24 protein-coding genes are annotated in these 26,853 nt (G+C 71.4%); 4 read left to right on the top strand and 20 right to left on the bottom strand.

Annotation, left to right across the window (positions count from 1 at the left end; translation table 11 throughout):
• The first annotated feature begins 5 nt into the window (after positions 1-5).
• A complete protein-coding gene (locus OM076_RS21825) occupies positions 6-728 on the top strand; it encodes a hypothetical protein (protein ID WP_270042184.1) in 723 nt (240 codons plus the stop codon).
• Positions 729-730: 2 nt separating this feature from the next.
• Here the strand turns inward: OM076_RS21825 and OM076_RS21820 are convergent, their stop codons facing one another.
• The 11 genes from OM076_RS21820 to OM076_RS21770 form a co-directional block, all read right to left on the bottom strand.
• The gene (locus OM076_RS21820) at positions 731-2,071 is read right to left on the bottom strand and encodes a plastocyanin/azurin family copper-binding protein (protein ID WP_270042183.1); all 1,341 of its coding nucleotides are present in this window, start codon (positions 2,069-2,071) and stop codon (positions 731-733) included.
• 66 nt (positions 2,072-2,137) lie between these two features.
• Positions 2,138-4,429: an NHL repeat-containing protein gene (locus OM076_RS21815; protein ID WP_270042182.1), complete on the bottom strand. Its 2,292-nt coding sequence runs from the start codon at positions 4,427-4,429 to the stop codon at positions 2,138-2,140.
• 72 nt (positions 4,430-4,501) lie between these two features.
• Positions 4,502-4,978, bottom strand: coding sequence for a nucleoside deaminase (locus OM076_RS21810; protein ID WP_270042181.1), 477 nt, complete (start codon positions 4,976-4,978; stop codon positions 4,502-4,504).
• A gap of 170 nt (positions 4,979-5,148) precedes the next feature.
• Positions 5,149-6,177 carry an ABC transporter ATP-binding protein gene (locus OM076_RS21805; RefSeq protein ID WP_270042180.1) on the bottom strand — a complete coding sequence of 343 codons (1,029 nt, stop codon included), beginning with the start codon at positions 6,175-6,177 and terminating at the stop codon, positions 5,149-5,151.
• A complete protein-coding gene (locus OM076_RS21800) occupies positions 6,177-6,995 on the bottom strand; it encodes a carbohydrate ABC transporter permease (protein ID WP_270042179.1) in 819 nt (272 codons plus the stop codon). Before OM076_RS21800 ends, OM076_RS21805 begins: the two co-directional genes overlap by 1 nt.
• Positions 6,992-7,879, bottom strand: a complete 888-nt coding sequence (locus OM076_RS21795; protein WP_270042178.1) for a carbohydrate ABC transporter permease — start codon at positions 7,877-7,879, stop codon at positions 6,992-6,994. Before OM076_RS21795 ends, OM076_RS21800 begins: the two co-directional genes overlap by 4 nt.
• A gap of 5 nt (positions 7,880-7,884) precedes the next feature.
• Positions 7,885-9,231, bottom strand: a complete 1,347-nt coding sequence (locus tag OM076_RS21790) for an extracellular solute-binding protein (RefSeq protein WP_270042177.1) — start codon at positions 9,229-9,231, stop codon at positions 7,885-7,887.
• Positions 9,231-10,148: a carbohydrate kinase family protein gene (locus OM076_RS21785; protein WP_270042176.1), complete on the bottom strand. Its 918-nt coding sequence runs from the start codon at positions 10,146-10,148 to the stop codon at positions 9,231-9,233. Before OM076_RS21785 ends, OM076_RS21790 begins: the two co-directional genes overlap by 1 nt.
• Positions 10,145-11,488, bottom strand: a complete 1,344-nt coding sequence (locus OM076_RS21780; RefSeq protein ID WP_270042175.1) for a 6-phospho-beta-glucosidase — start codon at positions 11,486-11,488, stop codon at positions 10,145-10,147. The genes OM076_RS21785 and OM076_RS21780 overlap by 4 nt, the downstream gene beginning before the upstream one ends.
• Positions 11,485-12,234, bottom strand: coding sequence for a DeoR/GlpR family DNA-binding transcription regulator (locus OM076_RS21775; protein WP_270042174.1), 750 nt, complete (start codon positions 12,232-12,234; stop codon positions 11,485-11,487). The genes OM076_RS21780 and OM076_RS21775 overlap by 4 nt, the downstream gene beginning before the upstream one ends.
• 72 nt (positions 12,235-12,306) lie before the next feature.
• Positions 12,307-12,972, bottom strand: coding sequence for a hypothetical protein (locus tag OM076_RS21770; protein ID WP_270042173.1), 666 nt, complete (start codon positions 12,970-12,972; stop codon positions 12,307-12,309).
• Positions 12,973-13,078: 106 nt separating this feature from the next.
• On the opposite strand from OM076_RS21770, the gene OM076_RS21765 reads away from it, so the two are divergent.
• Positions 13,079-16,615 carry a PIG-L family deacetylase gene (locus tag OM076_RS21765; RefSeq protein ID WP_270042172.1) on the top strand — a complete coding sequence of 1,179 codons (3,537 nt, stop codon included), beginning with the start codon at positions 13,079-13,081 and terminating at the stop codon, positions 16,613-16,615.
• A gap of 576 nt (positions 16,616-17,191) precedes the next feature.
• Here OM076_RS21765 and OM076_RS21760 read toward each other — a convergent pair.
• Entirely contained in the window at positions 17,192-17,653 is a 462-nt protein-coding gene (locus OM076_RS21760) for a MarR family winged helix-turn-helix transcriptional regulator (RefSeq protein ID WP_270042171.1), read from the bottom strand.
• Between the two features lie 65 nt (positions 17,654-17,718).
• Here OM076_RS21760 and OM076_RS21755 point away from each other — a divergent pair, with 65 nt between their 5' ends.
• A complete protein-coding gene (locus OM076_RS21755; protein WP_270042170.1) occupies positions 17,719-18,720 on the top strand; it encodes an LLM class flavin-dependent oxidoreductase in 1,002 nt (333 codons plus the stop codon).
• On the opposite strand, the gene OM076_RS21750 is transcribed toward OM076_RS21755, so the two are convergent.
• The 7 genes from OM076_RS21750 to OM076_RS21720 all read right to left on the bottom strand — a co-directional run bounded on the left by OM076_RS21750 (position 18,717) and on the right by OM076_RS21720 (position 24,804).
• A complete protein-coding gene (locus OM076_RS21750; RefSeq protein ID WP_270042169.1) occupies positions 18,717-19,706 on the bottom strand; it encodes an SDR family oxidoreductase in 990 nt (329 codons plus the stop codon). The genes OM076_RS21755 and OM076_RS21750 overlap by 4 nt on opposite strands.
• A gap of 50 nt (positions 19,707-19,756) precedes the next feature.
• Positions 19,757-20,620: a helix-turn-helix domain-containing protein gene (locus tag OM076_RS21745; RefSeq protein ID WP_270042168.1), complete on the bottom strand. Its 864-nt coding sequence runs from the start codon at positions 20,618-20,620 to the stop codon at positions 19,757-19,759.
• A 64-nt stretch (positions 20,621-20,684) separates the two neighbouring features.
• Positions 20,685-21,038 (bottom strand): VOC family protein, encoded by a 354-nt coding sequence (locus OM076_RS21740; RefSeq protein ID WP_270042167.1) that lies wholly within the window; start codon positions 21,036-21,038, stop codon positions 20,685-20,687.
• 27 nt (positions 21,039-21,065) lie between these two features.
• Complete coding sequence (locus OM076_RS21735) at positions 21,066-21,974, bottom strand: 2-hydroxyacid dehydrogenase (protein WP_270042166.1); 909 nt, start codon at positions 21,972-21,974, stop codon at positions 21,066-21,068.
• Positions 21,946-22,425, bottom strand: coding sequence for a hypothetical protein (locus OM076_RS21730; RefSeq protein ID WP_270042165.1), 480 nt, complete (start codon positions 22,423-22,425; stop codon positions 21,946-21,948). Before OM076_RS21730 ends, OM076_RS21735 begins: the two co-directional genes overlap by 29 nt.
• A 43-nt stretch (positions 22,426-22,468) precedes the next feature.
• Positions 22,469-22,966, bottom strand: a complete 498-nt coding sequence (locus tag OM076_RS21725) for a hypothetical protein (protein ID WP_270042164.1) — start codon at positions 22,964-22,966, stop codon at positions 22,469-22,471.
• 44 nt (positions 22,967-23,010) lie between these two features.
• Entirely contained in the window at positions 23,011-24,804 is a 1,794-nt protein-coding gene (locus tag OM076_RS21720) for an alpha/beta fold hydrolase (RefSeq protein ID WP_270042163.1), read from the bottom strand.
• 220 nt (positions 24,805-25,024) lie between these two features.
• Here OM076_RS21720 and OM076_RS21715 point away from each other — a divergent pair, with 220 nt between their 5' ends.
• Positions 25,025-26,329 (top strand): Ig-like domain-containing protein, encoded by a 1,305-nt coding sequence (locus tag OM076_RS21715; RefSeq protein ID WP_270042162.1) that lies wholly within the window; start codon positions 25,025-25,027, stop codon positions 26,327-26,329.
• On the opposite strand, the gene OM076_RS21710 is transcribed toward OM076_RS21715, so the two are convergent.
• Positions 26,316-26,843, bottom strand: a complete 528-nt coding sequence (locus OM076_RS21710) for a TetR/AcrR family transcriptional regulator (RefSeq protein WP_270042161.1) — start codon at positions 26,841-26,843, stop codon at positions 26,316-26,318. The genes OM076_RS21715 and OM076_RS21710 overlap by 14 nt on opposite strands.
• Positions 26,844-26,853: the final 10 nt, after the last annotated feature.

The following is a 26,853-nucleotide window of genomic DNA, read 5'->3' as shown; positions in this document are numbered from 1 at the left end:
CGGGAATGCTTGAGTACTGTGATCGCGCGATGACCGGCGAGCGCCCACACAGACGTCGCGAGCTGATGGTCCCCTATGAGCAGCCCTATCGCCACGTGCTCGGGACGACCTGGCGCCATCAGCGAGACCTCCGCCTCGCGACGACGCTCGCGGGTCTCCTGTGGCTCGCCGGTGCGACCGGCGTAGCGCTCGGCGTAGAGGAACTCGGCATCGGTGCCGGCCTCGGCGCGTTCCTCGGCTCGATCGCCATCCTGCTGTGGCTGGCGGCGATCGCGCGCACAAGCTGGCGGATGACGCGCTCCTGGGACCGGTCGAGCGAGCTCGGCGAGGTCCGGGCCTGTCGTCCGCAGGCCGGATCCGAGGATCTGGAACTCGCCCATGACGAATTCGCCGTGACCGTGGAAGACGACGGCCATCTCGTGACGTGGCGCTTTCGCCCGCTGTCGATCTCCGAGCATCCCGCTGAGGACGAGACCGAGATTCCAGGACGACCTCGCTACGCGGCGTCGCCGGTCGGGGAGACGACGTTCGACCCGCTGGACACCGCCCAAGCGGCGGAACAGCTCGTGGCGGCCCAGACGCGGGCGGCGGAACGCGAATCCGCGTCGGCCGCCGCCGCGCACGCGACGCTGGCCGCAGACAGTGACCTCGCGGCGTTGGTGGCCGAGACTCGCGCGACCGCCGCCGCGCTGCGGGAAGCCACCGGACAGCGATCAGGGCGGCGCTGAGTTCAGCCGGTGACCTCGACGACCTCGTGCATCGTCATCGGGTGCAGGTAGCAGAAGAGCTCGTAGTGGCCCGGCGTGGTGAAGGTCGTGGTGTAGGTCTTGCCGTCGCTCAGCGTCGGGCTGCCGACGAGTCGCGGGCCTGAGGCGAAGAGGACGTTGTGCGGGATCGCGTCCGCGAAGCGCCAGGTCACCGATCCGCCCACCGGCAGTGAGATGTGCCCGGGGGTGAACTTGAGGTCGCGCAGGTCGACGGTCGAGCCCGACTTCACCGGCTTCGCGCTGGCCGGGTCGGGCGAGAACGTCGCGGTGCGGCCGTCCGGGGTGACGCGATTGAGCGGGACCGTGACCGCCGGCGGGTCGGCGCGGAAGGGCCCGGGCTTGGTCACCTCGACCGCGTCGGCCGGCAGCGGCGCGCAGCCCTTCGGGATCGAGCTGTCCGGCGTGAGGTAGACGTGCGAGATCGCCATCACGCGCGGGTGCGGCGTGCTGTTGTCGTAGTCGGCGTTCAGCCGGATGATCTCGCCCTTGTGCACCGGGATGCCGGTGCGTGACATGAAGTAGCGCGTGTCGAACGGGCCTGGCTCATGCAGAATCGGGCGGGCCTTGTAGTAGATGTGGTCGGGAGTGCCGAAGTGCGGGGTGTTGTCGAGGATGCGGCGGTTGCCGCATGCAGGCTGGGACATCCACATGTCCTTCGCCCCGCCGTGGAGGTGGCCGCCGGAGGCGACGATCCGGCCGTCGAACGGCACCTTCCAGTCGTAGGAGCGCTCGTAGGTGGACCCGGGCGCGCCGCCGCCGAGCACCGCGTAGGACACCTGGGGGCCGCACCCGTTGGCGCGTACCCAGAACGGCTCGACGTTCTTCATCGCCCGCCCCGTCACGACCGTGACCTTGTACTGGATGTAGGCGTCGATCGAGCGCTCGCTGTGGCTCATCAGCATCGCGGTGATGCGCCACTTGTCGGCCTTGCGGACCCGGTAGCCGTAACCGCCCGGGAAGCGCAGGTCCTGGTTCTCCTCGCCCGTGCCGTAGATCGCCTCGCCGCTGCGGCTCGTGCATGGCCCGAGCTCCGGCCGCGGACCGCTGTGATGGAACACGAGGTGGTGGAGCATCACGTCGCGGATCGTGATCGGCCGCCCGCGCCGGTCGACGAGGCTCGCCGTCATGTAGGTCACGTAGCCGTTGAGCTTCGGCGCGTCGACCGCCGCCTTGGGGAACTCGACGTTGTAGCCGCCCATGTGGACCGGGCCGTAGCGGAGGGTCAGCGTCCGCGTCTCGGCGTGCGCCGGAGCGGCGAACGCGAGCACGATCAGGACCGCGAGCGACACTGTCAACCGAACCATCCGGCGGATCATCCATGCTCGCCCGGCCGTCAAAGCCCGCGACGTCGGGAGCCTGACCGGCCGTGCTCATGGCTGCGTCGTCGCGAGCGTGAACGTCAGCGTCTTGGCGTAGGTCCCGGTGCGCAGCGGCTCGGTCGCGCCGATCGACTGCGACAGCCCGATCGCGACGGGGTCGTGGGCGACCGGCGCGGCCCACGTCTTCACCGTCGCCGGCAGCGGCGCGCCGGCCGCCAACAGCGGCTGCGCCAGCGCGTAGGCGCCGTTGACGAGCCGGTCGGGAGCGACCGGGCTCGGATCGGTGACGGTGAGCGCGGCGTCGCCCGCGGTCGAGAGCACGTCCGCGGCGAGCGTCGTCGTGTACGTCCGCGCGACGCCGGGCGTGAACGCGGGGAACTGCCCGCCGGCGCCGAGCGTCAGCGTCAGCGCCGGGGCCACCGACCCGCCGGTGCCGCCGGGCTCGGAGACCGCCGGCGCCTGGAAGCGCACGAGGCGGTTGGCGTACGTGTCGGTGACGAGCAGCCGTCCGCCCGGGTCAACGTCCAGGCCCATCGGTCGCGTGAAATGCGCGGCGAGCTCGCCGGTGCGCACCAGCTGCCCGTCGAGCAGCGAGAACGTGACGACGCGGTCACGCTGCGTCTCTGAGACGAGGACTCCGCCGCGCCCGTCTGACGCCACGCCTTCGGGCCGGTCGAGACCGTCGAACGACGCACGGCGGGTGCCGTCGGGCGCGAGCAGCGTCAGCCGTCCCTTCCCGGTGGCGTCGTCGGGCTCCGCCCCGAGCTCAACGGCCGCGATGCTGCCGTCGCCGAGCGCGGCGACCGCCGTCGGGTGCACGAAGCCCCCGAATGCCGTCCACGCGCCGGTCACCGGATCGCGCCGCTGCAGCCGGTCGTTGCGCGTGTCGGCCACCCACACCGTCCCGTCCGCCGCGACCGCGATCCCGAGCGGCTCCATGAACCCGCCGAGCGCCGACGACGCGTTCGGGCCGCCGTACGTCACCACACCGGCCACGTCGCCGCTCTGCGGGATCTTCTGCACGCGATGGCCGCCGCCCTCGGCGACCCACACGTCGCCGTTGCGCGGGTCGACGGCGACCGCCGTCGGATCACGGAACTCGCGCTTGCCGCCACCGCTGGTCGGCGTGCCCAGCGCGGTGCTGATCCGCGCCCACGTCTCCATCGCCCCGCTCGCGCGCAGGACCTGCACGCGATCGGCGCGGGTGTCGGCGACGACGATGTCACCGTTGGCCTCCACCGCGACGTCGCGCGGTTGCATGAACGCTCCCGGGCCGCGGCCGTCGCCGCCCCAGCTGCGCACATAGGCGCCGTCGACGCCGAACTCCGAGATCTGGTTCAGCGACGTGTTGGTGGCGAACACGCCGCCGGAGGCGTCGGCACCGGGCGCGACCGCGATCCCGCGCACGTTGTTGAGCTTGCCCGGCCCGAGCCCCGCGCCGCCGAAGCTCGTCGCGAAGGCCAGGCTCCCGGCGTCGAGCCGCACGACCCGATGGTTCTGGTTGTCGGCCACGAACAGATGCCCGGCCAGGTCGACGCCCGCGTCGTAGGGGTTGGAGAACTGCCCCGGTCCGCTGCCGAGCGTGCCGGTCAGCGCCTCGAACGCGCCGCCGGCCGAGAAGCGCTGGATGCGGTTGTTGCGGTCGTCGGCGACGAACACGGCGTGGTCGCGCGCCGGGTCGACCGCGAGCCCGGCGACGATGTCGAACTGTCCCGGCCCACGCCCCTGGGAGCCGAAGACGACCGGCGGCGCGTCAGGGCGCCCGTCCGGGCCGAGATGGAAGCGCTGCACCCGGTCGTTGTCCTGGTCACCGAGGTAGAGGTCGTCGCCGAGCAGCGCCAGCCCGCCGTTGATGCCGGCGTTGATCTGGCCCGGCGCGGCGCCGAACGTGCCGAACTGGCTCTGGAACTCGCCGCCCGGGCTGAAGCGCTCCACCCGCGAATTGAACGAGTCGAGCACGTACACCCGCCCGCGGGCGTCGACGGCGACGCCGCCGATGCCACCCACTGTCCCGGTCGTCGGGCTCGCGCTGGAGGACGTCGTGCCGAAGCGCCCCGGCTCGGAGCCGTAGCCGCCGAAGCGGCGGACGAACGCGCCACCGACGGTGAACTTCTGCACGAAGAACGTGTGCTGGTCGGCGACGTACACGTACGGCCCCGCCGGCGCGTTCGGGTCCGGGTCCGGCGTGCCCGAGGCGTCGTAGGCGAGCGCTTGCGGGAACCGGAGCACGCCCTCCTGCGGGGCGCCGACGCTCGTGGGATCGCGCCAGTCCGGATACGCGGCGGCGGTGCTGGGCGCCGCCAGCGCGGCGGCGATCACGATGGCAACTCCTCGACCCGTCATACCTGCCGACGCTAAGCCCGCACCCGCGCGCCGCCATCGGGCGATCGCCCGATCTTCGTTGCGGCTCGCGCCCTATTCGCCGCGATCGAGGCGCAGCAGCGCGTGGACCTGCTCGGCGAGCTCGGGCACAGGTCCCTCGACCGCCACCCCCGGCACGACGTCGTTGATGGCGAGCGGGGCGACCGGAGACTCGCCCGCGCCGAGCTCGGCGCTCCACGCCCGCAGCTGCGCGCCCGACGTCGCGTACACGATTCGTCCGAGACCGACCCACCCGTGCGCCGCGGCGCACATCGCGCAGTGCTCACCGGACGTGTAGACCGTCGCGGCCGCGCGCTCGTCCGCCGCCAGGTTGGCCGCCGCCCAGCGGGCGAGCTCGATCTCGGGGTGGCGGGTGGCGTCCCCGGTCGAGCGCTCGCGGTTGCGATCCTCGGCGAGCACGGTCCCGCCGCCGTCCACCAGCACGGAGCCGAACGGCTCGTCCCCCGCCTCGACGGCCTCGGCCGCCAGTTCGACGCAGCGCCGCAGATGTCGCAGATCGGTCTCGTCCATGGCGCAATGATCTACCCTGACCCGCCTCGTGATTGGTTCGGCTCTCCAGAACGCGCGCATGCGCTGCTCGGCAAGCCGAACGAGCACGCGGGCCGCAACGAACTGGACTAGATCCTCAGCGTCACGTTCACGAGCAAGGGCGTCATGAAGTCCGTCGGGATCTACCAGGGCTAGCGCGCGGCGCCCGTCTCGGCGTCGAAGTAGCGCAGACCCGAGTGCACGAGGCCGAATTCGATCTCCTCGCCCACGTCGCGGGTCGCGCGGCCCTCTTCGAAGACGACGAGGCGCGTGTCGCCGACGTCGACGCCCACGAACGTCTCGCGTCCGAGCGCCTCGACGAACGCGACCGTGCCGCGCAGCGGGCCGATCAGGCCCTCGCGCCACGGGCGGGCGTGCTCGGGCCGCACGCCCACGACGGCGCCTTCGGGCACGTCGGCGGAACCCAGCACGGATGCCACCGAGCGCGCCTCGATGAACGACATGGCGGGCGAGCCGATGAAGCCCGCGACGAAGCGGTTGGCCGGCTGCTCGTAGAGCTGCTCGGGCGTCCCCACCTGCTCCAACAGGCCGTGGTTCATGACCGCGATCCGGTCGCCCATCGTCATCGCCTCGACCTGGTCGTGGGTGACGTAGACCGTGGTCGTGCGGACCTCCTGCTGCAGCCGGCGGATCTCCCCGCGCGTCTGCGTGCGCAACTTGGCGTCCAGGTTGCTCAAAGGCTCGTCCATCAGGAACACCTGCGGCTCGCGCACCAGCGCCCGCCCCAAGGCCACCCGCTGCGCCTGACCCCCGGAAAGCTGCCCCGGCCGCCGCTGCAGGTACGGCTCCAGGTCCAGCACCCGCGCCGCCTCGTTCACCCGCCGCGAGATCTCGTCGCGCGGCACCTTGCGCCGCCGCAGCCCGAACGCGAGGTTGTCGAAGACCGACCACTGCGGGTAGAGCGCGTAGTCCTGGAAGACCATCGCGATGTCGCGCTCGCGCGGCGCCATCGTGTTGACCACGCGCTCGCCGATCGCGATCGAGCCGGTCGTGACCGACTCCAGCCCCGCGAGCATCCGCAGTGCGGTCGTCTTGCCCGAGCCCGATGGCCCGACCAGCACCATGAACTCGCCGTCCGGGATGTCCAGCGACAGGTCGCGCACGGCATGCACCGACCCGCCGAACGTCTTGCCGACCGCCTCGAAACAGACTCCCGCCATCAGCCCTTCACCGCCCCCGTGAGCATGCCCCGGATGAAGTGGCGCTGGAGGAACACGTACAGGATCACGACGGGCAGCGCGACGATCACGGATCCGGCCGCCAGCAGCGTCAGATCCGACGTGTTGCGCCCCTGGAAGAACGAGAGGCCCAGCGGCGCCGTGCGCAGGCCCTCGTCCGACACCATCACCAATGCCAGCAGGAACTCGTTCCAGGTCCACATGAACAGCAGCACCGTCATGGTCAGCACCGCCGGGCGCGCGAGTGGCAGCAGCACGCGCCAGAGCGTGAACCACGAGGAGGCGCCGTCGATCCGCGCGGCCTCGACCAGCGAGCGCGGCACGCCGCGGAAGAACGCCCGCATCCAGAACGTCCCGAACGCGACCGACGTCGCGATCTGCGGCAGGATCAGCCCCCAGTAGGTGTTGGTCAGCCCGATGTCGCGGAAGTCGTAGTAGAGCGGCACGATGATCGCCTCCATCGGCACCATCAGCCCGAGCAGGAAGACGTAGAAGAGCGCGTTCTGGCCGCGGAAGCGCATCAGCCCGAACGCGTAGCCCGACATGATCGAGAACACGCCGGCGACGGCCACGACGGCCACGGCGACGATCACCGAGGACTTCAGGTAGGAGCCGAAGTGCCCCTGCTCCCACGCGTCCTTGAAGTTGCCGAAGTGCAGCCCGTCGAAGGAGCCGAACGACGCGCCGCCGTTGGGGTCCTGCAACGCGGTGAAGACGATCCCGGCGATCGGCAGCAGCGCGATCAGCGAGAACACGCCCAGGACGACGTAGGCCATCGTCTGTTCGGTGCGCGAGGTCATGCTGCCCGCTCGCTGAACCGATTGATGCCGAGCGAGATCACGAAGATGATCGCCGTCAGCGTGATGCCGACCGCCGCGGCCGAGCCCACCTGCCCCGACTCGAACGCGCGCGAGAACACCTGAAAGGCCGGCACCGAGGTCGCGTTGCCTGGACCGCCGTGGGTGGTGATGTAGACGAGGTCGAAGTTGCGCAGGGCGTAGATCGTCGTCAGCGTCAGCGCGACCGCGATCTCCCCCCGCAGCGCGGGCAGCGTCACGGCGAGGAACTCCCGGAACGCCCCGGCGCCGTCGACGCGCGCCGCGTCATAGAGCGACGTCGGGATCTTCTGCACGCCCGCAGTCAGCAACACCATCGCCAGCCCGTAATACACCCACGTGCCGACGAGGCCGATCGACGGCAGGGCGAGCGAGAAGTCCCCCAGCCACGACTTGCCCTCGATGCCGAACACGCCGAGGAAGCGATTCAACGCGCCGTTGTCGGGGTCGTAGATCATCTTCCACATGACCGCGACGACGACCATCGCGATCACCTGCGGCAGGAAGAGGATCGTCCGGAAGAACGCCAGGCCGCGGATGCGCGCCCGCGCCATCAGCCCTGCGAGCGCGAGGCCGATGATCACCGGCAGCACCGCGTAGAAGATCAGCAGGACGAGCGCGTGCACGAACGCGCCGCGCAGGTCGGGGTCCGTGAAGACGTCCTTGTAGTTGCTCAGGCCCGTCCAGGTGCCGACCGTCACCCCGTCCCAGTCGTAGAACGAGATGTACACCGCGCGGTAGAGCGGGTACAGGACGAACGTCGCGAAGACCGCGAACGCGGGCAGCAGGTACAGATAGCCGACGAGTCGCGGCTCGCCGGGCGGACGATCGTCCGGCGAACCGCGCAAGAGCCTCAGCGAGACCCCGCCCACTTGTCGAAGTCGGCCTGCACGCCCTTGGTGAACGCCGCCGGGTCCTGCTTGCCGGCCAGCAACTCCTGGATCGCGGAGCTGATGTCGTCGTAGAACGTCGGCGTCGTGTAGTCCAGATACGGGATCACGCCGTCGGCCTCGTTGAGCTTCTGCCAGGCATTGGACACGTCGACCGACAGGCCGCTCGCCGGCGCGGGCGCGCCCTTCATGGCGGGCAGGTTGTCGGTGTCGACGAGCACCTTGGCCGCGTTGGCGTCGGTGAGGAAGTCGATGTAGGCCGCCGCGACGTCGGGGTTCTTGGCCGACGAGGTGATCGACCACGGCAGGTCCTCGCCGCCGAGCGACACCGGGGCGTTCGGATCCTTGCCCGGCATCAGCATGAAGCCGACCTTGTCGCCCATCTGCTCGGCCAGGTCGGCCGTCACCCACGTGCCCGCGATCAGGTACGGGCTCTTGCCCTTCGCGAACTCCTTCCACGCCGGGTCATAGTCGGTGCCGTTGAAGTTCTTGTTGAAGTAGCCCTTGTCGACCCACTCCTTGATCTTCGTGGCGCCGGCGGTGAACTCCGGGTTGTCGAACGACGCGCCGTCCTTCGCGAACACGAAGTCGCGGATCGCCTGCTTGTCGGCGGTCTGCCCGAGCACGGACTCGAAGTTGTGGATCCCCGGCCACTTCTCGAGGTTGCCGAACATGATCGGCGTCTCGCCCGCGTCCTTGGCCTTCTGCAGCGAGGCCTCGAACTCGTCGAGCGTCGTCGGCGGCGTGGGGACCTTGTCCTTGTTGTAGAAGACGCCCACGATCTCGCCGGCCTGCGAGAGGCCGTACAGGTCGCCGGAGCCGAAGTCCTTGGCGTCGCTGGAGAACGAGTTCAGCGCCAGCAGCGTCGGCGAGTAGCGGTCGTTCCAGCCGTAGACCTTCGCGTAGTCGGTGACCGGGCGGATCAGCTGCGCCTTGACCATCTCGCCCATGATCCCGCGGCCCTGGTTGGCCTGCACGACGTCCGGCGCGTCAGGCCCCGAGACCGCCAGCTTGACCGTCTTGAGCAGGTCCTCGAACGACTTCGCCGTCCGCTCGATCTTGACGTTCGGGTACTTGGCCATGAACTGCTTGTTGAGCTCCTCGATCTCCTTGTTCTGGCCGCCGCGGACGTTCTGATCCCAGACGGTCAACGTGACGTTGCCGACCTTCGAGATGTCCGGCTTGGCCGCCACCGTGGCCGTGGGCGTCGCGGCCGACTTCTTGGCCGCGTCGTCCTTGGCGCCGGGAGCAGAGCCGCAGCCGGCCACCAATATCGTCAGTGCCAAAGCGGCGAGCACTCTCCGAGCCATCACTGGTCCTCCTTAATCGCTGCCGACGGCTGTCGCACCGGCGACGCCAGCCCGTGTTCAGCGCCCTCCTCCAAGAGCGCCCTCAACGTCACCGCCCCCGCAACCGCGGTGGCGACCCTCACCGAGAGGGATGCGTACAGCACCGCCCACCGCAGGCGCTCGGTCAACCCGGCGCCCCAGTGGTCGGCCCAGACGTAGGCGGCGGCGAAGAGATCGCCGGCGCCGGTGGTGTCCACGGCCTCGACGGCGACCCCGGGGACACGGACGACCCCGTCCGGACCTGCCGCGAGCGCTCCGTCGGCGCCCAGGGTCACGATCGCGAGTGGCGAGATCGCCGCCAATGCGGTGGCCGCGGCCTCGGTGTCGGTCAACCCGGTCAGCAGCCGCGCCTCGCGCTCATTGACCAGCAGCGCCCGGGCGGTGCCCAGCTCGGGGGGAAGCTCACCACCGGCGAGCGCCCGCGCGTCGACGTCGCCGATCGACACATAGACGCGGGCGCCCGCCGGCGCGAGGGGCAGTCGGGGGATCGACAGGACGACCGCGCGCGGCTCCACGGAGGCGAGCTCCTGCGCGGTCACTCCTTCCCCCGGGTCAAAGGTCGCCATCGCGCGGTCCCCGTGCGAGGGCATGATCACCGTCACGGGCGAACGGTCCACGAGCCGTCCTGTCCAGCGCACGCCGTCGTCGGCGAGCAGCGAGCGCAGCAGGATGCCCACCGCGTCGTCGCCGAGCGGGGAGACGAGCGCGCTCGAGAGGCCCAGCCGCGCGGCACCCACGGCCGTGATCGCGCCGCCGCCGGGCGAGCGCAGGAAATCGGTCGCCAGCCGCTCCTCCCCGGGCCCGGGGATCGCGTCCAGGCCGGTCATGGTGAGATCGAGGAAGGCGGGCTCGGCGCAGGCCAAGTCGACGGGGCTCAAGCGAAGGCCTCCTGCAGCGCGGGGAGGCGCCGGCGGTAGCCGTCGAAGATCGCCCGCGCGGTGTTGACCGATGGCACCAGCGGGTGCAGCGACAGCGCCTTGACCGCCAGCTCGCGCGAGCCCAGCAGCGCCGCGTCGATCGTCGTGCGCTCCACGTCCTTCATCATCTCGACCAGCGCACGCGCATGCGAAGGAACTTGGCCCATCGCCATCGGTACGGGGCCGGCGCGGCCGACGACGCACGGCACCTCGACGACGGCGCGCTCGTCGAGGAACGGCAGCGCGGACCGGTTGGCGGTGTTGAGGATCAGCACCGCGCGGCTGTTGAGCGCGATCGCCTCCAGCACCGCCATCGCCTCGTGCTCGTAGCCGCCGTTGGCGTCACCCTCGTGCTCGGACTCGTCGCCCGCGGCGTTGCGCGCCTCGGCCATGTACGTGCGCTCGCGATCGTGGCGCGTCGCCCGCCAGGAGGCCAGCGCCTCACCCCCGGGCTGCCCGTCCTGCGCGTAGAACGCCCGCTGCTGCTCGAGCAGGAACGCCCCGCGCGGCGCGGAGCTCGAGCGGATCGCCGAGACCGTGTCCGCCGCGTAATAGAAGTAGTAGAGGTACTCGTTCGGGATCATCGCGAGCGAGCGCAGCCACTCGCCGCCGAACAGCCGGCCCTCCTCGAAGGTCTCCAGGCGGGCGTCGTCCTCGAGCAGGCCGTCGAGCAGCTGCTTGCCCGAGCCGTCGCGCACGCCGCGCAGCCACCCCAGGTGGTTGAGGCCGAAGTAGTCGAACCACAGGTCGCCCGGGTCGCGGCCGACCGCCGCCGCCACCCGCCGGCACAGACCAGAAGGTGAGTCGCAGATCCCCACGGCCCGGTCGCCGAGGACCTGCTGGATCGCCTCGGTGACCATCCCGGCCGGGTTCGTGAAGTTGATCAGCCACGCGTTGGGCGCGTGCTTGGCCATCGTCTCGGCCAGGCGCACCATCACCGGGATCGTGCGCAGCGCGAAGCAGATGCCGCCCGGACCGGTCGTCTCCTGCCCGAGCACGCCGAGGCCGAGCGGCACGTCCTCGTCGACCACGCGGCCTTCGAGCTGGCCGACGCGGATCGCGCAGAACACGAAGTCCGCGTCCTGGACGGCGTCCACGAGATCGGTCGTGAACCGGAACGGCAGGCGCTCGCCGTGCTCCTCCGCCAGGCCGTCCAGGACGGCGCCGATGCGCTCCAGCCGGGAGGCGTCGATGTCGTGCAGGACGACCTCTTCCAACCCCAGCCGGTCCTTCTTCTCCAGCAGCGCCCCGTAGACCAGCGGGACCCTGAATCCCCCGCCGCCGACAATCGTCAGTTTCATGCGACCGTGACCTCGATTCCGGCGGCGTCGACGGCCGAGCGGCACGCGGCCGGCAGCGGCGCGTCGGTCACGATGTGCGTGATCGACTCAGGTCCGCACACGCGGACCATGCCGGTCATCGAGAACTTGGCGGCGTCGGCGATCAGGACGACCTCGCCGGCGCCGGCGATCATCAGCCGCTTGATCGGGACCTCGATCATCGTGGTGTCCCACACCCCCATCTCCAGGTCGACGCCGCTCGTGCCCAGGAACAGGATGTCGGACTTGATCTGGCGCAGCGAGTCCTCGGCGAGCACGCCGACCATCGAGCGGTAGTTGCGGCGCACCACGCCGCCCGGGAGCACGAGCTCGATGTCCGGGTCGGGCAGCAGCTCTTCGACCACCGCGAGGTTCGTCGTGACGACGGTGATCTTGTGCCCGTGCAGATGGCGGGCGAGCTGCAGCGTCGACGTGCCGATGTCGACCATCACCGTCATGCCGTCCTGCACCATCGCGGCGGCGGCCGCGCCGAGGCGGTCCTTGATGTCGAAGCGCTCGACCTCGATCTGCGAGAAGCCCGGCTCGGCGGAGTCGACCGCGCCGCCGTGCACCCGCTCGAGCTTGCCGTCGCGCGCCAGCGCGCCGAGGTCGCGCCGCACCGTCATCTCGGACACGCCGAAGCTCTCGGCCAGATCGGACACGTGCGCCGTCCCACCGCGGACCGCGCGCAGGATCTCCTGGCGTCGCTGGGCGGGTAGGAGGGTCACTGACGCAACATTAGTGAACACATTCGAGCCGACTTCTATCAGCTTCGAACGTCGTTGTGTTCGAACTTCCCCCTAAAAGGTGAGCTTGAGCTTCGGGCATTTCGCGCCCGGATCGCCCATGCCGGTGCTCGGGGAGGGCCGGAAGCAGCTGGCGTAGCGGAAGGCGCCGTGCCAGCCCGTGGGCAGCGTCACGTCGACGTGCGACGTGTAGCGGCCGGCCTTCGAACGCGACACCGCGCCGCTCTCGCGCAGCGACGCCTTCTTGGCTCCGCGCTTGCCGAGATAGAACAGCGTCGGCGAGGTGAGCTTGACCGTCTTGGGCACCGTGTAGCGCTGGTAGAGCCGGACGACGCCGGGCCGCAGCGCGCGGAACGAGAGGTCGAACGACGGCAGCGTGTAGGCCTGCACGACGCCGGAGGTCAGGCCCTGAGCGGGTGCGGTGACGCGCAGCTTGTGGTTGCGGTCCAGCTCGGCCTTGATCGCGAACTTGCCGTCGGCGTCGGTCGTCCCCCGCGCGATCACCCGGTACGAACCTTCGTACGGGTAGCGGCGACCTTCGAGCACGACTTCCTGGGCGGCAAGCGGAGTGGTTCCATCGACCAAGGTCCCGTTGACCGTGTGCGACGCCCCGTAGCGCACCGTGTTCTGAGAGAGTGAGACGCTCAGCTTGGGAGCGGCCTGCGCCCCTGCCGGCAGGAGGAAGAAGAGGGCAGCGGAGATGAGCACGGCGTAACGCACGTTTCCGACTGTAGCCAGCAAGCGACTTGACAGGCGCCGAAAAGCAGGAATAGGTTGCGTGTTCGAAGTCGTGCGAAATGGTGCGAGCGTGGAGGGAGCGAGCGACGTGAAGCGATTCGGCGTGGTTCTGATGGCGGCCTTGGCGGTGCTGCTGGGAGCGGCCCGCGGCGCGAGCGCGGCCCCATACACGGCCGACAAGGCCGTGAAGATCAACGTGATGGGCGAGTGGGCCCATCCGGACGACGACACCAGCATCATCGGTCCGTGCGGGGTCTGGCACCAGCGCTACGGCGTCAAGTGCGGGATCATCATGGTCACCCGCGGCGAGGGCGGCGGCAACGCCGTGGCCTCGGAGATCGGCCCGTCGCTCGGCCTGCGGCGCGAGAACGAGGACCGGGTCGCGCACTTCCGCTCCGGCACCGTCGACATCTTCAACCTCGACCGCGTCGACTTCTTCTACAACCAGAGCGCGCCGCTGACGCAGACGTTCTGGGGCGAGGACGAGACGCTGCGCCGGGTCACGCGGATCATCCGCATGACGCAGCCGGACATCTACATCGGCTTCTCGCCGACGCTCGCGGTCGGGCACGGCAACCACCAGCAGGCCGGCCGCTACATCTGGGAAGGGATCAAGGCCGCGGCCGACCCGACGATGTTCCCGGAGCAGCTGACGGGCCCGAACGCGCTGTCGACCTGGCAGGTCAAGAAGGCCTTCAGCGGCGGCGCGACCGCCGGCACCGGCGGCACGACGACCGCCGCCGACTGCACCACCGGCTTCACCCCGACCGGCGTCGACAACGTCGCAGGCGTGTGGACGGGCTATGACTCGCCGTACCTGTGGCCGCCCGGCAACATCCAGGGCCGCCCGGCGGGCACGCCGAAGATCTGGGCGCAGGTCGCGTCCGAGGGCCAGTCGGCGTACCCGACGCAGAGCCGCGTGATGCAGATGGGCACGATCGCCGCGGCCTGCTCGCGCTTCGGCATGACCAACAACTTCGTGCCGTTCCAGCCCAACGTCAACCCGGACGGCACGGCCAACGCCAACGCCGGCAAAGACGACGCGATCCTCTACGGCGCGGTCAAGGCCGATCCGGGCGGACTGCCGCTGGGCACGCAGGAGTACCTGACGTTCGACCGGTTCTACAACGCACCCGGCGTCCCGTTCACGGCGACGCTGAACGTCAAGGCGCCCGCGGGCACCACGATCCCGGCCGGCACCGCGACGCTCAACGTCCCGGCCGGCTGGACCGTCGATGCCGCCAAGGCGGTCGGGGCGGTCACCTCCAGTGGCACCACCGTGACCTTCAATGTCACACCCTCGGCCACCGCCGCGGTCAACACCAACTTCAAGGTCTCGGCCACGTGGACCGTCGGCGCGGTCGGCGGCTACACGGACCAGGTGGTGCGCGTGGTCTCGCCCGTCGAGGGCCGCTTCCAGCGCTGGGGCAACTGGGCCGAGTTCGACAGCTGGCTCGAGAACACCGCGCCCTCGGCGCGCCGCCTCGGCCGCTCGGCCGCGATCCAGTCGACCGGCGTCGGTGAGACCTTCACCCTTCCGGTCGTCGTCCACAACTGGGGCGCCACGGCCCAGAGCGGCACGGTCAGCCTGACGCTGCCCACCAACGTCACGGCCGACGCGACGTCGAAGCCGTACACCAACCTCGCGCCGGGCGCGGACACGACGGTCAACTTCACCGTCTCGAACTCGTTCACGAACGCGACGCTGCCGACGACGGCCACGCCCGCGGACTCGCAGACGGGCAACGTCAACGTGCGCATCACGACGACCTACGGCGCCACCGGGACCGGGTTCGAGGACCTGACGCTCGGCATCGTCCCGAAGACGTCGATTCCCGCGGCCACGACCGCACCGACGATGGACGGCACCGAGAGCGCCGGCGAGTACACCGGCGAGGCCCTGGAGATCGGCCGCAAGTGGGAGCCCGGCGGAGCGACCCGCGACTGCGCCCCCGTCGGCGTCGACTGCGGCTCCTCGAGCGCGACCGGCACCGCCAACAGCACGTACGCCAAGGTCACGCGCAACGGCGACGACCTGTACTTCTTCATGCACATCAAGGACGACTTCCAGTCCTACGCCGCCAAGCCCGAGGAGTGCGTCGCGCACTGGCTGACGGACTCGGTGGAGATCATCATCGACCCGCGCGGCAACGCTTCGCAGGTGTTGAAGGACACCGCGAACACGTTCAAGCTCGGCATCTTCCCGTTCACCAACGACCCCGGCAACACGAACGGCAACGGCGTCAACGGCCCGTGCTGGTCGCGTGACGCCGACAACCATCAGGGCTTCTCGACCGGGCCGCTCGCGGCGACGGTGTCCGACGCCCCGAACGCCCCCGGCGTGATCGTCAAGTCGACGGCGACGTGGGTGGGCTCGAACTCGACGACCGTCCCTCACTCCTACGGCGCGGAGGGCGGCTACAACCTCGAGGTCAAGATCCCGATGGCGGACCTTCCGGCCGCCGTCGACCCGAACAACATGGGCCTGAACATCACGCCCTACGACGAGGACGACACCTCGGCCGCGGGCACGACGACGCTCCGTCACATCGATCAGAGCACGCGGATGGCGTGGTCGACGTTCGGCTCGGTCCAGTCCGACCCGTACCACTGGGGCCACGCGACCCTCCCCGGCTACACGCCGCCGGCGGGCCGCCCGACGACCCCGCCCGCCCCGAACGTGTCGAACCCGAACCTGAACGGGATCGACTCGCCGCAGACGATCGCCCAGTCCGCGCGCAACGGCGTGCCGATCTCCGGCCGCGTGCCGGCGCCCGCTTCGCGCGGGATCACCGTCAATAGCGCGGTGCTCGGCACCGGCTCGGTGACGATCGACATCGACGCCGCCGGCCCGGGCACGCTGCACGCGTTCCTCTACGACGGCGAGAAGGGCTACACGCCGGTGTTCAACACCAGTTGCGCGCCCGCCACGAACCCGGCGCCGGACTACGGGCTCTCGGCGTGCGCTTTGACGGACGGCTCGATTCCGGCCTGGTCACCGGACATGAGCGGTCGCGTCGTGGCCGACACCAAGCGCACGATCACCGCGGGTCATCAGGTGATCACGCTGCCGGTGACCGAGGCGGGCGCGCTGAAGATCGCGAGCGGCGGGTCCGCGCTCGTGGCCTTCCAGACGACCCAGGACGAGGTGCAGGCGTTCGACGCGCCGATCTCCTCGGTGTCCGGCCCGGGCGGGACGGTCGGCGGCACGGTGCCGGCGACGCTCTCGCTCTCGCTGGGCGTGCCGGCCGCGTTCGGCGCGTTCACGCCGGGTGTCGCGAAGGACTACTTCGCGGCCACCACCGCCACGGTGACATCGACGGCGGGTGACGCGCTCCTCTCGGTCGCCGACCCGTCCAGCTTCGCCACCGGCCATCTGGTCAACGGGACGTTCTCGCTCCCGCAGCCGCTGCAGGCCCGCGCCCGCAATGCGGCCAACACCGGCACCGCCTACAACAACGTCGGCTCTTCGGCCTCGCCGCTGAACCTGCTGACGTGGAGCGCGCCGATCTCCAACGACGCGGTCGCGCTCGAGTTCAAGCAGTCGATCGGCGCGAATGACGCGCTGCGCACGGGGGCGTACAGCAAGACGCTGACGTTCACGTTGTCGACGACGACGCCCTAGAGGGGTACCCAACGCGATCCGTGCCGGCCGCGCCCGCCGCGGTCGGCACGTTTCGCACTGTCGGCTTGAAAGTCAACTGCTCCGGTGAGGGGGGAGGGAGTGGCGCGCCCTTCGGGTCTGACTGTCGTGGACCCGCTCGGCGCGCGGCTCTGTTGGGTTGAATTGCCGTGCTGCGACACCGACCGGTACGGGCGTGGCATTGACACCCCCGTCCGCGCCGGGCCTGCCGGTGATCGGTTTCGGCGACCAACGAGGTCATGCGCGAGGGGGTAGTTCGTTTTGGTTCACCCCCTGTGAACCAAGTCGAAACACCCCCTCCAACGCGCCAGCTCGACGAGTGCGAACCTGATCGAAACCCGCGGGGCCGGCCCCCGCAAACGCGCACGGTCGACCACGGCGACCAGGAATACCGCGAGTGCGGGACACACTGACCAGCCCACGCCCGTAACTGTCGGTATCCCAGCACGGCATCTCGGGCCAACAGAGCCGCGCCGCGAGCCGGACCCACGGCAGACCGGGACGGGTGGCTCGCCACTCCCTCTCCCCCACCCGGCGCAGTTGACTTTCGTCCCTAGATCACCGCAGGCGCAAGCCCTCGGCGAGACCACTCAATATCTCGGCGGCGCGGTCCAACTCCCCACTCGCGCAACCCGTGAGCGCCGCCGCGAGCGCCTCCTGGCGGGCAGCGTGGATGCTCTGCAGCGCGCCCACCCCAGCGGGAGCGATCGCGATGATGGACACCCGCGCGTCGGCCGGATCGGTGCTGCGCTGAATCAGCCCCGCCTGCTCGAGGCGCTGGAGCCGCGGCGTGATCGAGGAGGTGTGGACGCCGTGGCAGGCCGCGATGTCCGACACCCGCATCGACCCGCGGGCGTCGAGGTACTCGAGCAGCGACCACGAGGCGGGTGCGAGGTCGTGGCCGGAGCGCTGCGCCAGGTCGCCGAGCGTCTCGCGATCGTTGAGCCAGGCGAGCAGCGAGACGAGCGCGCGCTCGAGGCGCTCGAGCGTCTCCGGGGGTGCGGTGGTCGTCCGTGGCACGGCGGCGCTGACTGTACCGCAGGTAGATAGTTTGGGCCGACTATCTATCTGCTAGCTTGCGAGGAATGACGCCGCCCGTGCCGCTCTCCATCCTCGACCTCGCTCCGATCGCCGAGGGGCAGACCGCGCGCGAGGCGCTGGAGGGCAGCGTCCGGCTGGCACAGCACGCCGAGGAGCTCGGCTACGCGCGGGTCTGGTACGCCGAGCATCACAACTTCGAGTCGATCGCCTCCTCGGCGACGTCGGTCGTGATCGCCCACATCGCGGCCAACACGCAGCGGATCCGGCTCGGCGCCGGCGGGATCATGCTCCCGAACCATGCGCCGCTGGTGATCGCAGAGCAGTTCGGGACGCTGGCCTCGCTGCACCCCGACCGGATCGACCTCGGCCTCGGCCGCGCGCCCGGCACCAACCAGGCGACGATGCGGGCGCTGCGGCGCGACGCGAGCGCGGCCGACACGTTCCCCCAGGACGTCCTCGAGCTGCAGGGGTACCTGTCGGGCGAGACGCGGATCCCGACCGTGCACGCGATCCCGGGCCGCGGCACCAACGTCCCGCTCTACATCCTCGGCTCCTCGCTCTTCGGCGCCCAGCTCGCCGCCGCGCTCGGCCTGCCGTACGCCTTCGCGTCGCACTTCTCCCCCGCCGCGCTGCAGGACGCCGTGCGCGTGTACCGCGAGCAGTTCCAGCCGTCCGCGCAGCTCGAGCGCCCGCACGTGATCGCCGCCGTCAACGTCCTCGCCGCCGACAGCGAGTCCGTCGCGCTGGAACAGCTGGAGCGGCGCCGGCGGATGTTCGCGCGCAGCCTGTTCAGCCGCCCGGGCCAGCGACTGACCGACGAGGAGCTCGAGTTCGTCCTGCGCTCGCCGCAGGGCCAGCACGTGGAGCAGATGCTCACCTACACCGCGCTCGGCACCCCCGACACCGTCAAGACCTACCTCGAGGACTTCCGCGCCCACGCGGACGCCGACGAGCTGATCGTCGCCCACCAGGCCGACACGATCGACGCGCGGCTGCGCTCGGTCGAGCTCGTCGCGTCGACGGTCGGCCTGGTCGCCGCGGCTTAGGCGACCGGGAGCCCGAGCAGGCTCTCGGCGGTGGCGAGGATCGCCTCCTCGGTCGAGCGCGGCTCCCACCCGAGGACCCGTCGCGCCTTCTCGGCGCTGAGGTGGCGGAAGTTGCCGACCTCGCGGGCCATCGGGTCCGATGCGGGGGCGTTGGCGCGGACGACCTCGTCCGGCAACTCGGTCGTCGGGACGTTGGCAGCGGCCTCGCCGAGGTGCTCGCGCAGGATGCGGGCGATGTCGGCGAGCCAGACGCCGTCGCCCGCCGCGGCGATGAAGCGCTCGCCCGCGGCGGCGGGGTCGGTCATCGCGCGCAGGTGCAGGTCAGCGGCGTCGCGGACGTCGACGACCGAGAACGCCAGTCGCGGCATCCCGCCGGCCATCGCGCCGCCGAGCAGCGCGGAGACCAGCCCGATCGAGGCGGAGTGGTCGGGGCCGAGCACGGGGCCGAAGATGCCGACCGGGTTGACGACCGCGAGCTCCATGTCGCCGCGCGCGAAGTCCCACGCGGCGCGCTCGGCGATCGCCTTGGACTTGATGTAGGCGCCGATGTCAGCCGTCGGGTCGGTCCAATCCGCCTCGGTGAAGACGTGGTCGCCGAACTCGGCGCGGCCGTAGCCGACGGCGGCGAACGAGGACGTCACGACGGTGCGCCTGACGCCGGCGTCGCGAGCGGCGCGCAGGACGCGCAGCGTGCCCTCGCGGGCGGGGATGATCAGGTCGTCCTCGTGGTCGGGCGCAACCCCGGGGAAGGGCGACGCCACGTGCAGGACGAAGTCGGCGCCGGCGGTGGCGGCCGCCCAGCCCTCGTCGGCGAGGAGGTCGGCGGTGAAGAATTCGACGCGGTCGCCCGCGATCTCGCGCACCTGCGCCTCGCGCGCGGGGGAGCGGACGGTGGTGCGGACGCGGTAGCCGCGGTCGAGCAGGGCGACGATCGTGTGGAGGCCGAGGAAGCCGGAGCCTCCGGTGACCAGGACGGTTTCGGGCATGGGGGTTTCTCCCTTGGGACGGGTAGTGCGAGATTCAGGGATGAGGCGGGTCAGGCGGGGGCGGGCGCGCGAGCTTCGGGCGCGACCGTCAGCGATGCGAGGAGCGCGAGGGCCTGCTCGGACGCGCTGCCCGGCTCGGCCTGGTGGATCACGAGCGTCTGGCCGGGAGAGCCGCTGATCTCCAGCTTCTCCCAGGTCAGCTCCACCCTCCCCACCTGCGGGTGATGCAGCACGGTGGTGCCACGGCCGACGCGCGGCCGGACGTCGTAGCGCGCCCACAGCCGCCGGAAGACCTCGCTCTCGAGCGAGAGCTCTCCGACGAGATCGACGAGGCGGGGATCGCCGGCGGCGTCGGCGCTGACCGCGTGCAGCCCGGCCACGACGCTGCGCGCGATCCGGTCCCAGCCGTCGCCGAACAACTCGCGCACGCCGGGATCGAGGAACGTCGCCCGGTAGGCGTTGACGCCGGCGGACAGGCCCGGCATCAGCGCGGCGGCGAGCGGCGTGGTGGCCAGCACGTCGCCGAAGCGGTTCATCACCGAGACGGGGAGCCCGTCGAGGCGTTCGAGCAGTCGCTCGACCGCGGGCGAGACGGCATCGGCTCCCCGACGCCGGGAGGCGCGGGGACGCTCGCCGGTCGGCGTGCCGAGCTGATGCAGGTGGGTGGTCGCGGCCTCGTCGAGCTGCAACGCGCCGGCCAGCGCATCGAGCACCGACGGCGACGGGTGCCGATCGCGTCCCTGCTCGAGCCGGACGATGTAGTTCGTGCTCACGCCGGCGAGCTGCGCGAGCTCCTCGCGGCGCAACCCGGGCACCCGGCGCGGCCGGTCATCGCCCGGCAGGCCCACCGCGTCCGGGAGGACGCGCTCGCGCCGGGCGCGGAGGAACTCACCGAGGCGGTTGTCGCTGTCCATGCCGGTCACGGTATCCCCCGGCGTGGCCCGCAGCCTGCCCCTGTCACTCCCACCCACCGCGCCCTCAGGCAGGCTCCCACAGCTCGACCCGATTGCCGTCAGGGTCGGTGACCCAACCGAATCGGCCGACGCCCTCCATGTCCTGCGTCGCCTCCGCCACGTCCGCTCCCTTGGCGCGCAACTGCGCGAGCATCGCATCCAGGTCCCCGACCCGGAAATTGAGCATCGTCTGCTGCCCGCGAGACCCGAAGTAGTCGGTCTCAGACTCGAAGGTCGCGAACACGGTCGGGCCTTCGCCCTGACGCCAGAGGCCGTTCGCATCGGCGTCCAGGCCGAGGCAGTCGCGATACCACGCGCCCAGCGCCGCCGGGTCGGCGGCCCGGATGAAGTACCCACCGATTCCAAGCACACGTTCCATGCCGCGATCTTGCCAGGACGGCGACCGCTAGTAGCCCGAGTCGCGGTCGACGAGGTGCAGCAGCGCCTCGCCCGCGGCCAGGCGGCGGACGTTCTCCGCGACGACCGGAAGGCAGCTCTCCGGCGTGGACTGCGCCGCGACGTGTGGCATCACGGTGACCGCGGGATGCGTCCAGTACGGATGGTCCGGAGGGAGCGGCTCCTGGTCGAAGACGTCGAGGACGGCATGCCGGAGGCGGCCGGCGTCGAGCGCCGCCAGCAGGTCGGCGTCGACGATGTGCTCGCCGCGGCCGAGGTTCACCACGCACGCGCCGTGCGGGAGCCAAGCCAGGCGCGGCGCGTCGAGGAGGCCGCGCGTCCCGGCCGTCAGCGGCAGCAGGTTCACGAGGATCTCGCTCGCGGCGAGCACGGTGTGCGTCTCGACGCCGTCGATGCGCTTGGGGCTGCGGCTGAAGCCGTGCACACGGAAGCCGGCCGCGGCGAGCACCGCGGCCGTACGCGCGCCGAGCTGCCCCAGGCCCAGCACCCCGACGCCGCGCCGGCCCGCGAGCGGCTGCGGCCACTGCCGCCACTCGCGCTCGCGCTGCTGGCGGGCGTAGACGTCGTGGAGGCGATGCAGGTGCAGCACGTGCGCCAGCGCCGCCTCGGGCATCTGGCTCGTCATCTCCGGGTCCACCATGCGCGCGATCGGCACCCCGCGCGGCACGGTCGGATCCGCGACCAGGCCGTCGACCCCCATCCACAGCGACTGCACCAGGCGCAGGCCCGGCAGGTCGCGCAGCGCGCCCGCCCGGGGCGCGGCCACGACGGCGATCTCGATCTCGCGCCGGTCGAACGCGTCCGCCTCGGTGTACACGCGCGCCTCGGGCAGCCGGGCGCGCAACGCCGGCACCCACGTCGCGGGGTCCTCAACCCCGGTCACGAACAGGATCGCCATTGATCCCCACGCCCAGTTGCGTCGCCAGCGAGGCGCCGTCCCACAGCGTCCGCTGGGACGCGATGGCGCCGCGTTCGAAGTCGACGATGACGATCGCGGCCACGGACGCGCGGCGCCCGGTGGGCCCGATTCCCGGGAGCAGCCAAGCCAGCTCGCAGTCGTGCAGGAACGAGACCGTGAGCTCGTCGACGAGGTGGAAGCGATCCACGGTCCGTGAGCGCCGAGTCAACCCGAGCTCGCCGGGCAGATGCGGCAGCAGCGCTTCGCGGTAGAAGCGATCGACCGCCGATCGGCCGTCGGCGCCGGTCATCGTGGGGAGGTGCCGGACGGATGGGGCCGCCGTCATGTCGCGCATCGCCGCGTCGACGTCACGGCGTTCCAAGAGCGCCGCCACGTGCTCATCCCACAGCGTCTCGAGCCTGCGCATGAACCGCGCGATCTCGGTCGTCACGCTTCACGTCCCCCGCTGCTCGGGCCGCCCAACGCGGCCGAGTCTAGGGCGTTTCGCTCGACAGCGTGACCAGGACGAGCTTGCGGTAGCTGCCGGTGCGCTTGGCCGTGACCCGCTGGCGCAGCTTGACCGTCGCCGTGGCGCGGGCCGTGATGCTCGACCACCGCACCAGCAGCGGGTCGACGGAGCTGCCGAGCGGCATGAAGGCTCCCTTCCCGACCGCGGCCTCGAGCGGCGCGGAGAGGCGCTTGGCGCCGATCGTGAGGTGCCCGGCCTTGGACCCGCTGACGACGTCACCGTCGGCGATCGACAGCGAGCTCGGGGCGTCGGTCGCGGTCGCCCGCGCGACGATCGACATCTCATAGGACTTCGCCCGCGCGAACGCGGCAAACCCCTGGGCCGGCTGCGTGAGCGACAGCTCCATGAAGCTGTGGACGTCGCCGCCGACGCCCGTGTCGCCGCCGGCCTGTGCCTGCGCCGCCGCCGGCGCGACGAGCGCGGCGACGGCGGATGTGGTGGTGATGAAGGTTCGCAGCTGCATGGGTTGCGCCGAACGTAGCCGCCCGGCGCGCCAATCGGACGCGACTACGGGAGGCGAACCGCGACGCGGCGGCCCGCCACGGTCCCGGTGGCCCGCGTGGCGGTGAGCGTGAGCACGGCGTGTGGCACGCCTGGACCGCGCAACCGCAGCCGCGCGATCCCGGTGCCGACCGCGAACGTGCCGTCGGCCCTGGCGTCGCTCACCACGCGGGCGCCGGCGAAGCGCACCCGCTTCTCGCTCACGACGTAGGTCCCGCCGCGGAGGGCGTCGAGCGAACCCGTCATGCCGCTGTACGTGGCGGCCGTCCGCGCGTCGGCGAGCGTCGCCACCGCGACGGCGACCGCGCGCCGCACCGGCCCGGACGCGAGCTCCGCGGCCCGCCGCGCTGGGCGGCCGGCGACCACGGGCGGCCGGCCGGCGTGCCGGCAGCGGTCCGGGTCGGTCGTCAGGTGCTCGATGAAGTCGATCGCCATGGCCACGCCGCAGGGCTGCAGGTCCGGCGTGTGCCCGGCGTTGGCGACGATGCCTCTGATCGGGTGGGCGAACTGGGCGGCCGCGAGCCGTCCCTGCTCGATCGGCGTGTTGGTGTCGAGGTCGCCGGACTGGACCAGCACGGGCACGTCGGGCATCGCCAGGCCCTGCACGGGCGAGCCGGCGGTCGGGTCGGCGATCGCGTCCAGGCACTTCGGGCCGCCCTCGATGCCGGTGCTCAGCCACGCGTCCGGTGAGAACGGCGCGAACTGCGCCGGGTCGAGCGCGGCGAGAGCGGTGTCATACGCGGCGCGCCGCTCGGCGGGGGTGGCGGCGAGGCTGAACGGACGCGGGTAGTCATGGCACGTGGTCGCCGTCTGGCCGCCGAAGCTGACCACGGAGGGGTCGAGCAGCAGCGAGCCGGCCTGGCCGATCCGGTCGACCGCCACCATCCGCTGCAGCGGCGCGTAGTCGTGGTCGAGCGCGGCGGCGACGGCGGCGGGCAGCAAGCCGTACACCTCGGGGTGGCCGCCGCCATAGACGACGTTGGCGAGCTCGCGCTCGCCGATGCTCAGCGGCACGCGCCCGATCGGGCTCTCGGCGCTGAAGTGCACCGGGTGGCGGCGCAGGCGCCGCGCGAGCTGCTCGATCTGCTCGAGCACGCGCGGCCCCGAGCAGCGCCGCGTGCGCTCACACACGAGCCCGATGACCCGGCGCGTGCCGCGCAGGACGTCGCGACCCCACGGGTCGAAGGCGATCGGGTACGCCCCGTCGAGGACGATCGAGCGCACGTGCTGCGGATGGCGTGCGGCGTAGACCGGCATCAGGTAGGTGCCGTAGGAGTCGCCCCAGAGGTCGAGCTTGTCGACGCCGAGCGACGCGCGCACGGCGTCGATGTCATCGGCGACGGCGGCCGAGCCATAGAAGCGTGCACGCGGACCGGTGTCCGCCGCGCACACCGCCTGCACCCCGGCGTAGTCGAGTGACAGCGGGTCGCGCGCGGCGAGGCTCGGGCACGGCAGCGCGCCCGACTGCCCCGTGCCGCGAGGATCGATCAGCAACAGGTCACGTCGCTTGCGCAGCGGCGTCAGCGCCCCCGTGTACAGCCCCGCACTGGCGATCGTGGATTGCCCCGGGCCGCCGGGATTCGGGACGATCGTCCCGAGCGCGGGGCGGCTCGTATCGGTGCGGGGCAGGAGCGCATAGGCGACGTCGATCGTCCCCTGGCTGAGGTCGCTGCGGTCGAGCGGCACGGTGAGGTGCGCGCAGCGGGCACCATCCGGACACGCGGTGTCGGCCTGCGCGGCGGCGCTGAACGCGAGGCCGCCGAGCAGTAGCGCGGCCACGGTGAGTCGAATTCGGGGCATGCCCACGAGTCTCCGGCCGCGCACCGGGCCTGTCGTCGGACCGGGGCACCGTCGGCCCTCCTCCGCAAGGCCGAGATTCCGGCGCCCCCGCTCCTCCTCCCGGATGAGCCCGGTGATATAGGGCGTCCGAGCGCGGGAAGTTCGGGTGTTCGCCCGATGCCGTGTCCTGCGCCCGGGCATAGCGTCGCGGGCGTCAACTCAACGAGTAGTGAGGTCAACCATGCACCTCTCGCAGGTTGGCGCGGCCGCGTGGATCGTCGCCGCGCTCGCTCTCTTCGGCGCGCCCGCCGTCGCGGCCGCCGACGACCAGACCACGACGACGGTCACCACGCCGGCGACGCAGCCGGCTCACGGGCAGACGGCCACCCTGACCGCCACCGTCGATGACACCACGACGCCGGCCGCCGTGCCGCTCGGCTCGGTCCAGTTCTCGCTCGACGGCGCGCCGATCGGCAGCCCGGTCGCGCTGTCCGGCCACTCCGCGCAGCTCCAGACCGGGGCGCTGCGCACCGGGACGCATCCCGTCCTCGCCAAGTACCTCCCGGCGCCCGGCTTCCTCGGCAGCGACGGCTCGACGTCGCTGACGGTCATCCAGGCCACCACGACCACACTCCTGCGGGTCACGCCCGATACGACCGGTGTGGCAGGGCAGGACATCGCGATCCAGACCACGGTGGGGCCGGCGAATCCGCTCGGGCCCCCGACAGGGTCCGTGTCGTACTTCGTCAACGGCGTGCGACTCGGCGACGCCGCCCTCGACAACGGTGTCTCGCGCCGCGTCGTCGAGCTCCCCGCGTTCGCGTTCACGCTCGTCGCCGTGTACCCGGGCGACGGCAACTACACCACCAGCTCCGGCAGTGCGAGCGTGTCCGTGAACCAGGCGGGTACGGTGATCGCGCTCACGGCATCGCCCAACCCCGTCGTGATCGGCCAGCCTGTCGCGTTCAGCCTGTTCGTGAACTCGCTCGACCCGAGCAACTGGTGGCCGAGCGGCGTCCTCTCCTCCGCCGTCGACGGCCAAGCCGTGCCAGGCGCGATCACGCTGGACGGCGACGGGAGCACGGTCGGCTTCACGCGGACGTTCGCGACCGCGGGTGTTCACCACGTCACGGCGCACTTCACCGGTGACGACGACTTCCTCGCCTCCGACGCGGCGCTCGACGAGACCGTCACCCCGCTCACCACCACTCCGGCGTCGACGAGGCCGGCTGCGCCACGCGCGCTCTCGATCAAGGTCGCTCCCAAGCGCGACAGGCAGGCGCCGTACCGCTTCACGGTCTCGGGCACGCTGCAGTTGCCGAGCACGGTCGCGAAGGCCGAAGGCTGCGGAGGCAAGGTGACGATCGACGCCAAGCTCAAGGCCAAGCGCGTCGCTCGCAAGACCGTGAGCCTCAACTCGGCATGCCAGTTCAAGACGACGCTGACGGCACCACGGAAGGGTTCGATCTCGATCACGGCGGCGTTCGCGGGAACCGCGACCATCGCGGCGGTCAAGGCTCGCGCGGTCCGCGTCACCGCCGGCTGATCCCCGCGAGGAACAGTTCGATCTGGCGCGCGGCGATGTCATCCCATCGCTCGACATTGGGCAGCGGCCGTGAGAGCAAGGCGGCCGCGACGATGATGTCGATCGGGGTGACGTCGTCGCGCACCTCGCCGGCGGCGACGCCGCGATCGAGGATCGTCTGCAGCACGACACGGACCTCGGCGCGCAACGCCGCGATCTCGGCGTTCAACGTGGGCGGGCCGCCGTGCAGCGGCAGGACGAAGCGGTCGCGGTCGCGGAGCGCGCGGTGCATGAACTCGCGGACGGCGGCGAGGGCGGTGCCGTCGAGCGCGGCAGCGTGGCGCGCGTTCTCCAGCACGAGCGCGAAGGAGCGCTCGACGAGCGCGGCGAGCAGCAGCTCGCGCGTCGGGAAGTGCCGGTAGAGCGTGCCGACGCCGACACCCGCCTCGGCGGCGATCGTGGCCATCGGGATCTTCTCCCCGTCGCGCAGCACGGCGGTCATCGCGACGTCGAGCAGGCGCTCGCGATTCGCCACGGCGTCGCGC

It is taken from the genome of Solirubrobacter ginsenosidimutans (assembly GCF_027587205.1).
Note: the sequence above shows the minus strand (reverse complement) of the source record. Positions and strands in the feature narration are given on the sequence as shown.

What these genes read in the sequence shown, in the direction of transcription:
- OM076_RS21825 (WP_270042184.1), top strand. Translation starts at nt 6, where the DNA reads ATGCTTGAGTACTGTGATCGCGCGATGACCGGCGAGCGCCCACACAGA.
- OM076_RS21820 (WP_270042183.1), bottom strand. Translation starts at nt 2,071, where the DNA reads ATGGTTCGGTTGACAGTGTCGCTCGCGGTCCTGATCGTGCTCGCGTTC.
- OM076_RS21815 (WP_270042182.1), bottom strand. Translation starts at nt 4,429, where the DNA reads ATGACGGGTCGAGGAGTTGCCATCGTGATCGCCGCCGCGCTGGCGGCG.
- OM076_RS21810 (WP_270042181.1), bottom strand. Translation starts at nt 4,978, where the DNA reads ATGGACGAGACCGATCTGCGACATCTGCGGCGCTGCGTCGAACTGGCG.
- OM076_RS21805 (WP_270042180.1), bottom strand. Translation starts at nt 6,177, where the DNA reads ATGGCGGGAGTCTGTTTCGAGGCGGTCGGCAAGACGTTCGGCGGGTCG.
- OM076_RS21800 (WP_270042179.1), bottom strand. Translation starts at nt 6,995, where the DNA reads ATGACCTCGCGCACCGAACAGACGATGGCCTACGTCGTCCTGGGCGTG.
- OM076_RS21790 (WP_270042177.1), bottom strand. Translation starts at nt 9,231, where the DNA reads ATGGCTCGGAGAGTGCTCGCCGCTTTGGCACTGACGATATTGGTGGCC.
- OM076_RS21780 (WP_270042175.1), bottom strand. Translation starts at nt 11,488, where the DNA reads ATGAAACTGACGATTGTCGGCGGCGGGGGATTCAGGGTCCCGCTGGTC.
- OM076_RS21755 (WP_270042170.1), top strand. Translation starts at nt 17,719, where the DNA reads ATGACGCCGCCCGTGCCGCTCTCCATCCTCGACCTCGCTCCGATCGCC.
- OM076_RS21750 (WP_270042169.1), bottom strand. Translation starts at nt 19,706, where the DNA reads ATGCCCGAAACCGTCCTGGTCACCGGAGGCTCCGGCTTCCTCGGCCTC.
- OM076_RS21745 (WP_270042168.1), bottom strand. Translation starts at nt 20,620, where the DNA reads ATGGACAGCGACAACCGCCTCGGTGAGTTCCTCCGCGCCCGGCGCGAG.
- OM076_RS21740 (WP_270042167.1), bottom strand. Translation starts at nt 21,038, where the DNA reads ATGGAACGTGTGCTTGGAATCGGTGGGTACTTCATCCGGGCCGCCGAC.
- OM076_RS21735 (WP_270042166.1), bottom strand. Translation starts at nt 21,974, where the DNA reads ATGGCGATCCTGTTCGTGACCGGGGTTGAGGACCCCGCGACGTGGGTG.
- OM076_RS21725 (WP_270042164.1), bottom strand. Translation starts at nt 22,966, where the DNA reads ATGCAGCTGCGAACCTTCATCACCACCACATCCGCCGTCGCCGCGCTC.
- OM076_RS21720 (WP_270042163.1), bottom strand. Translation starts at nt 24,804, where the DNA reads ATGCCCCGAATTCGACTCACCGTGGCCGCGCTACTGCTCGGCGGCCTC.
- OM076_RS21715 (WP_270042162.1), top strand. Translation starts at nt 25,025, where the DNA reads ATGCACCTCTCGCAGGTTGGCGCGGCCGCGTGGATCGTCGCCGCGCTC.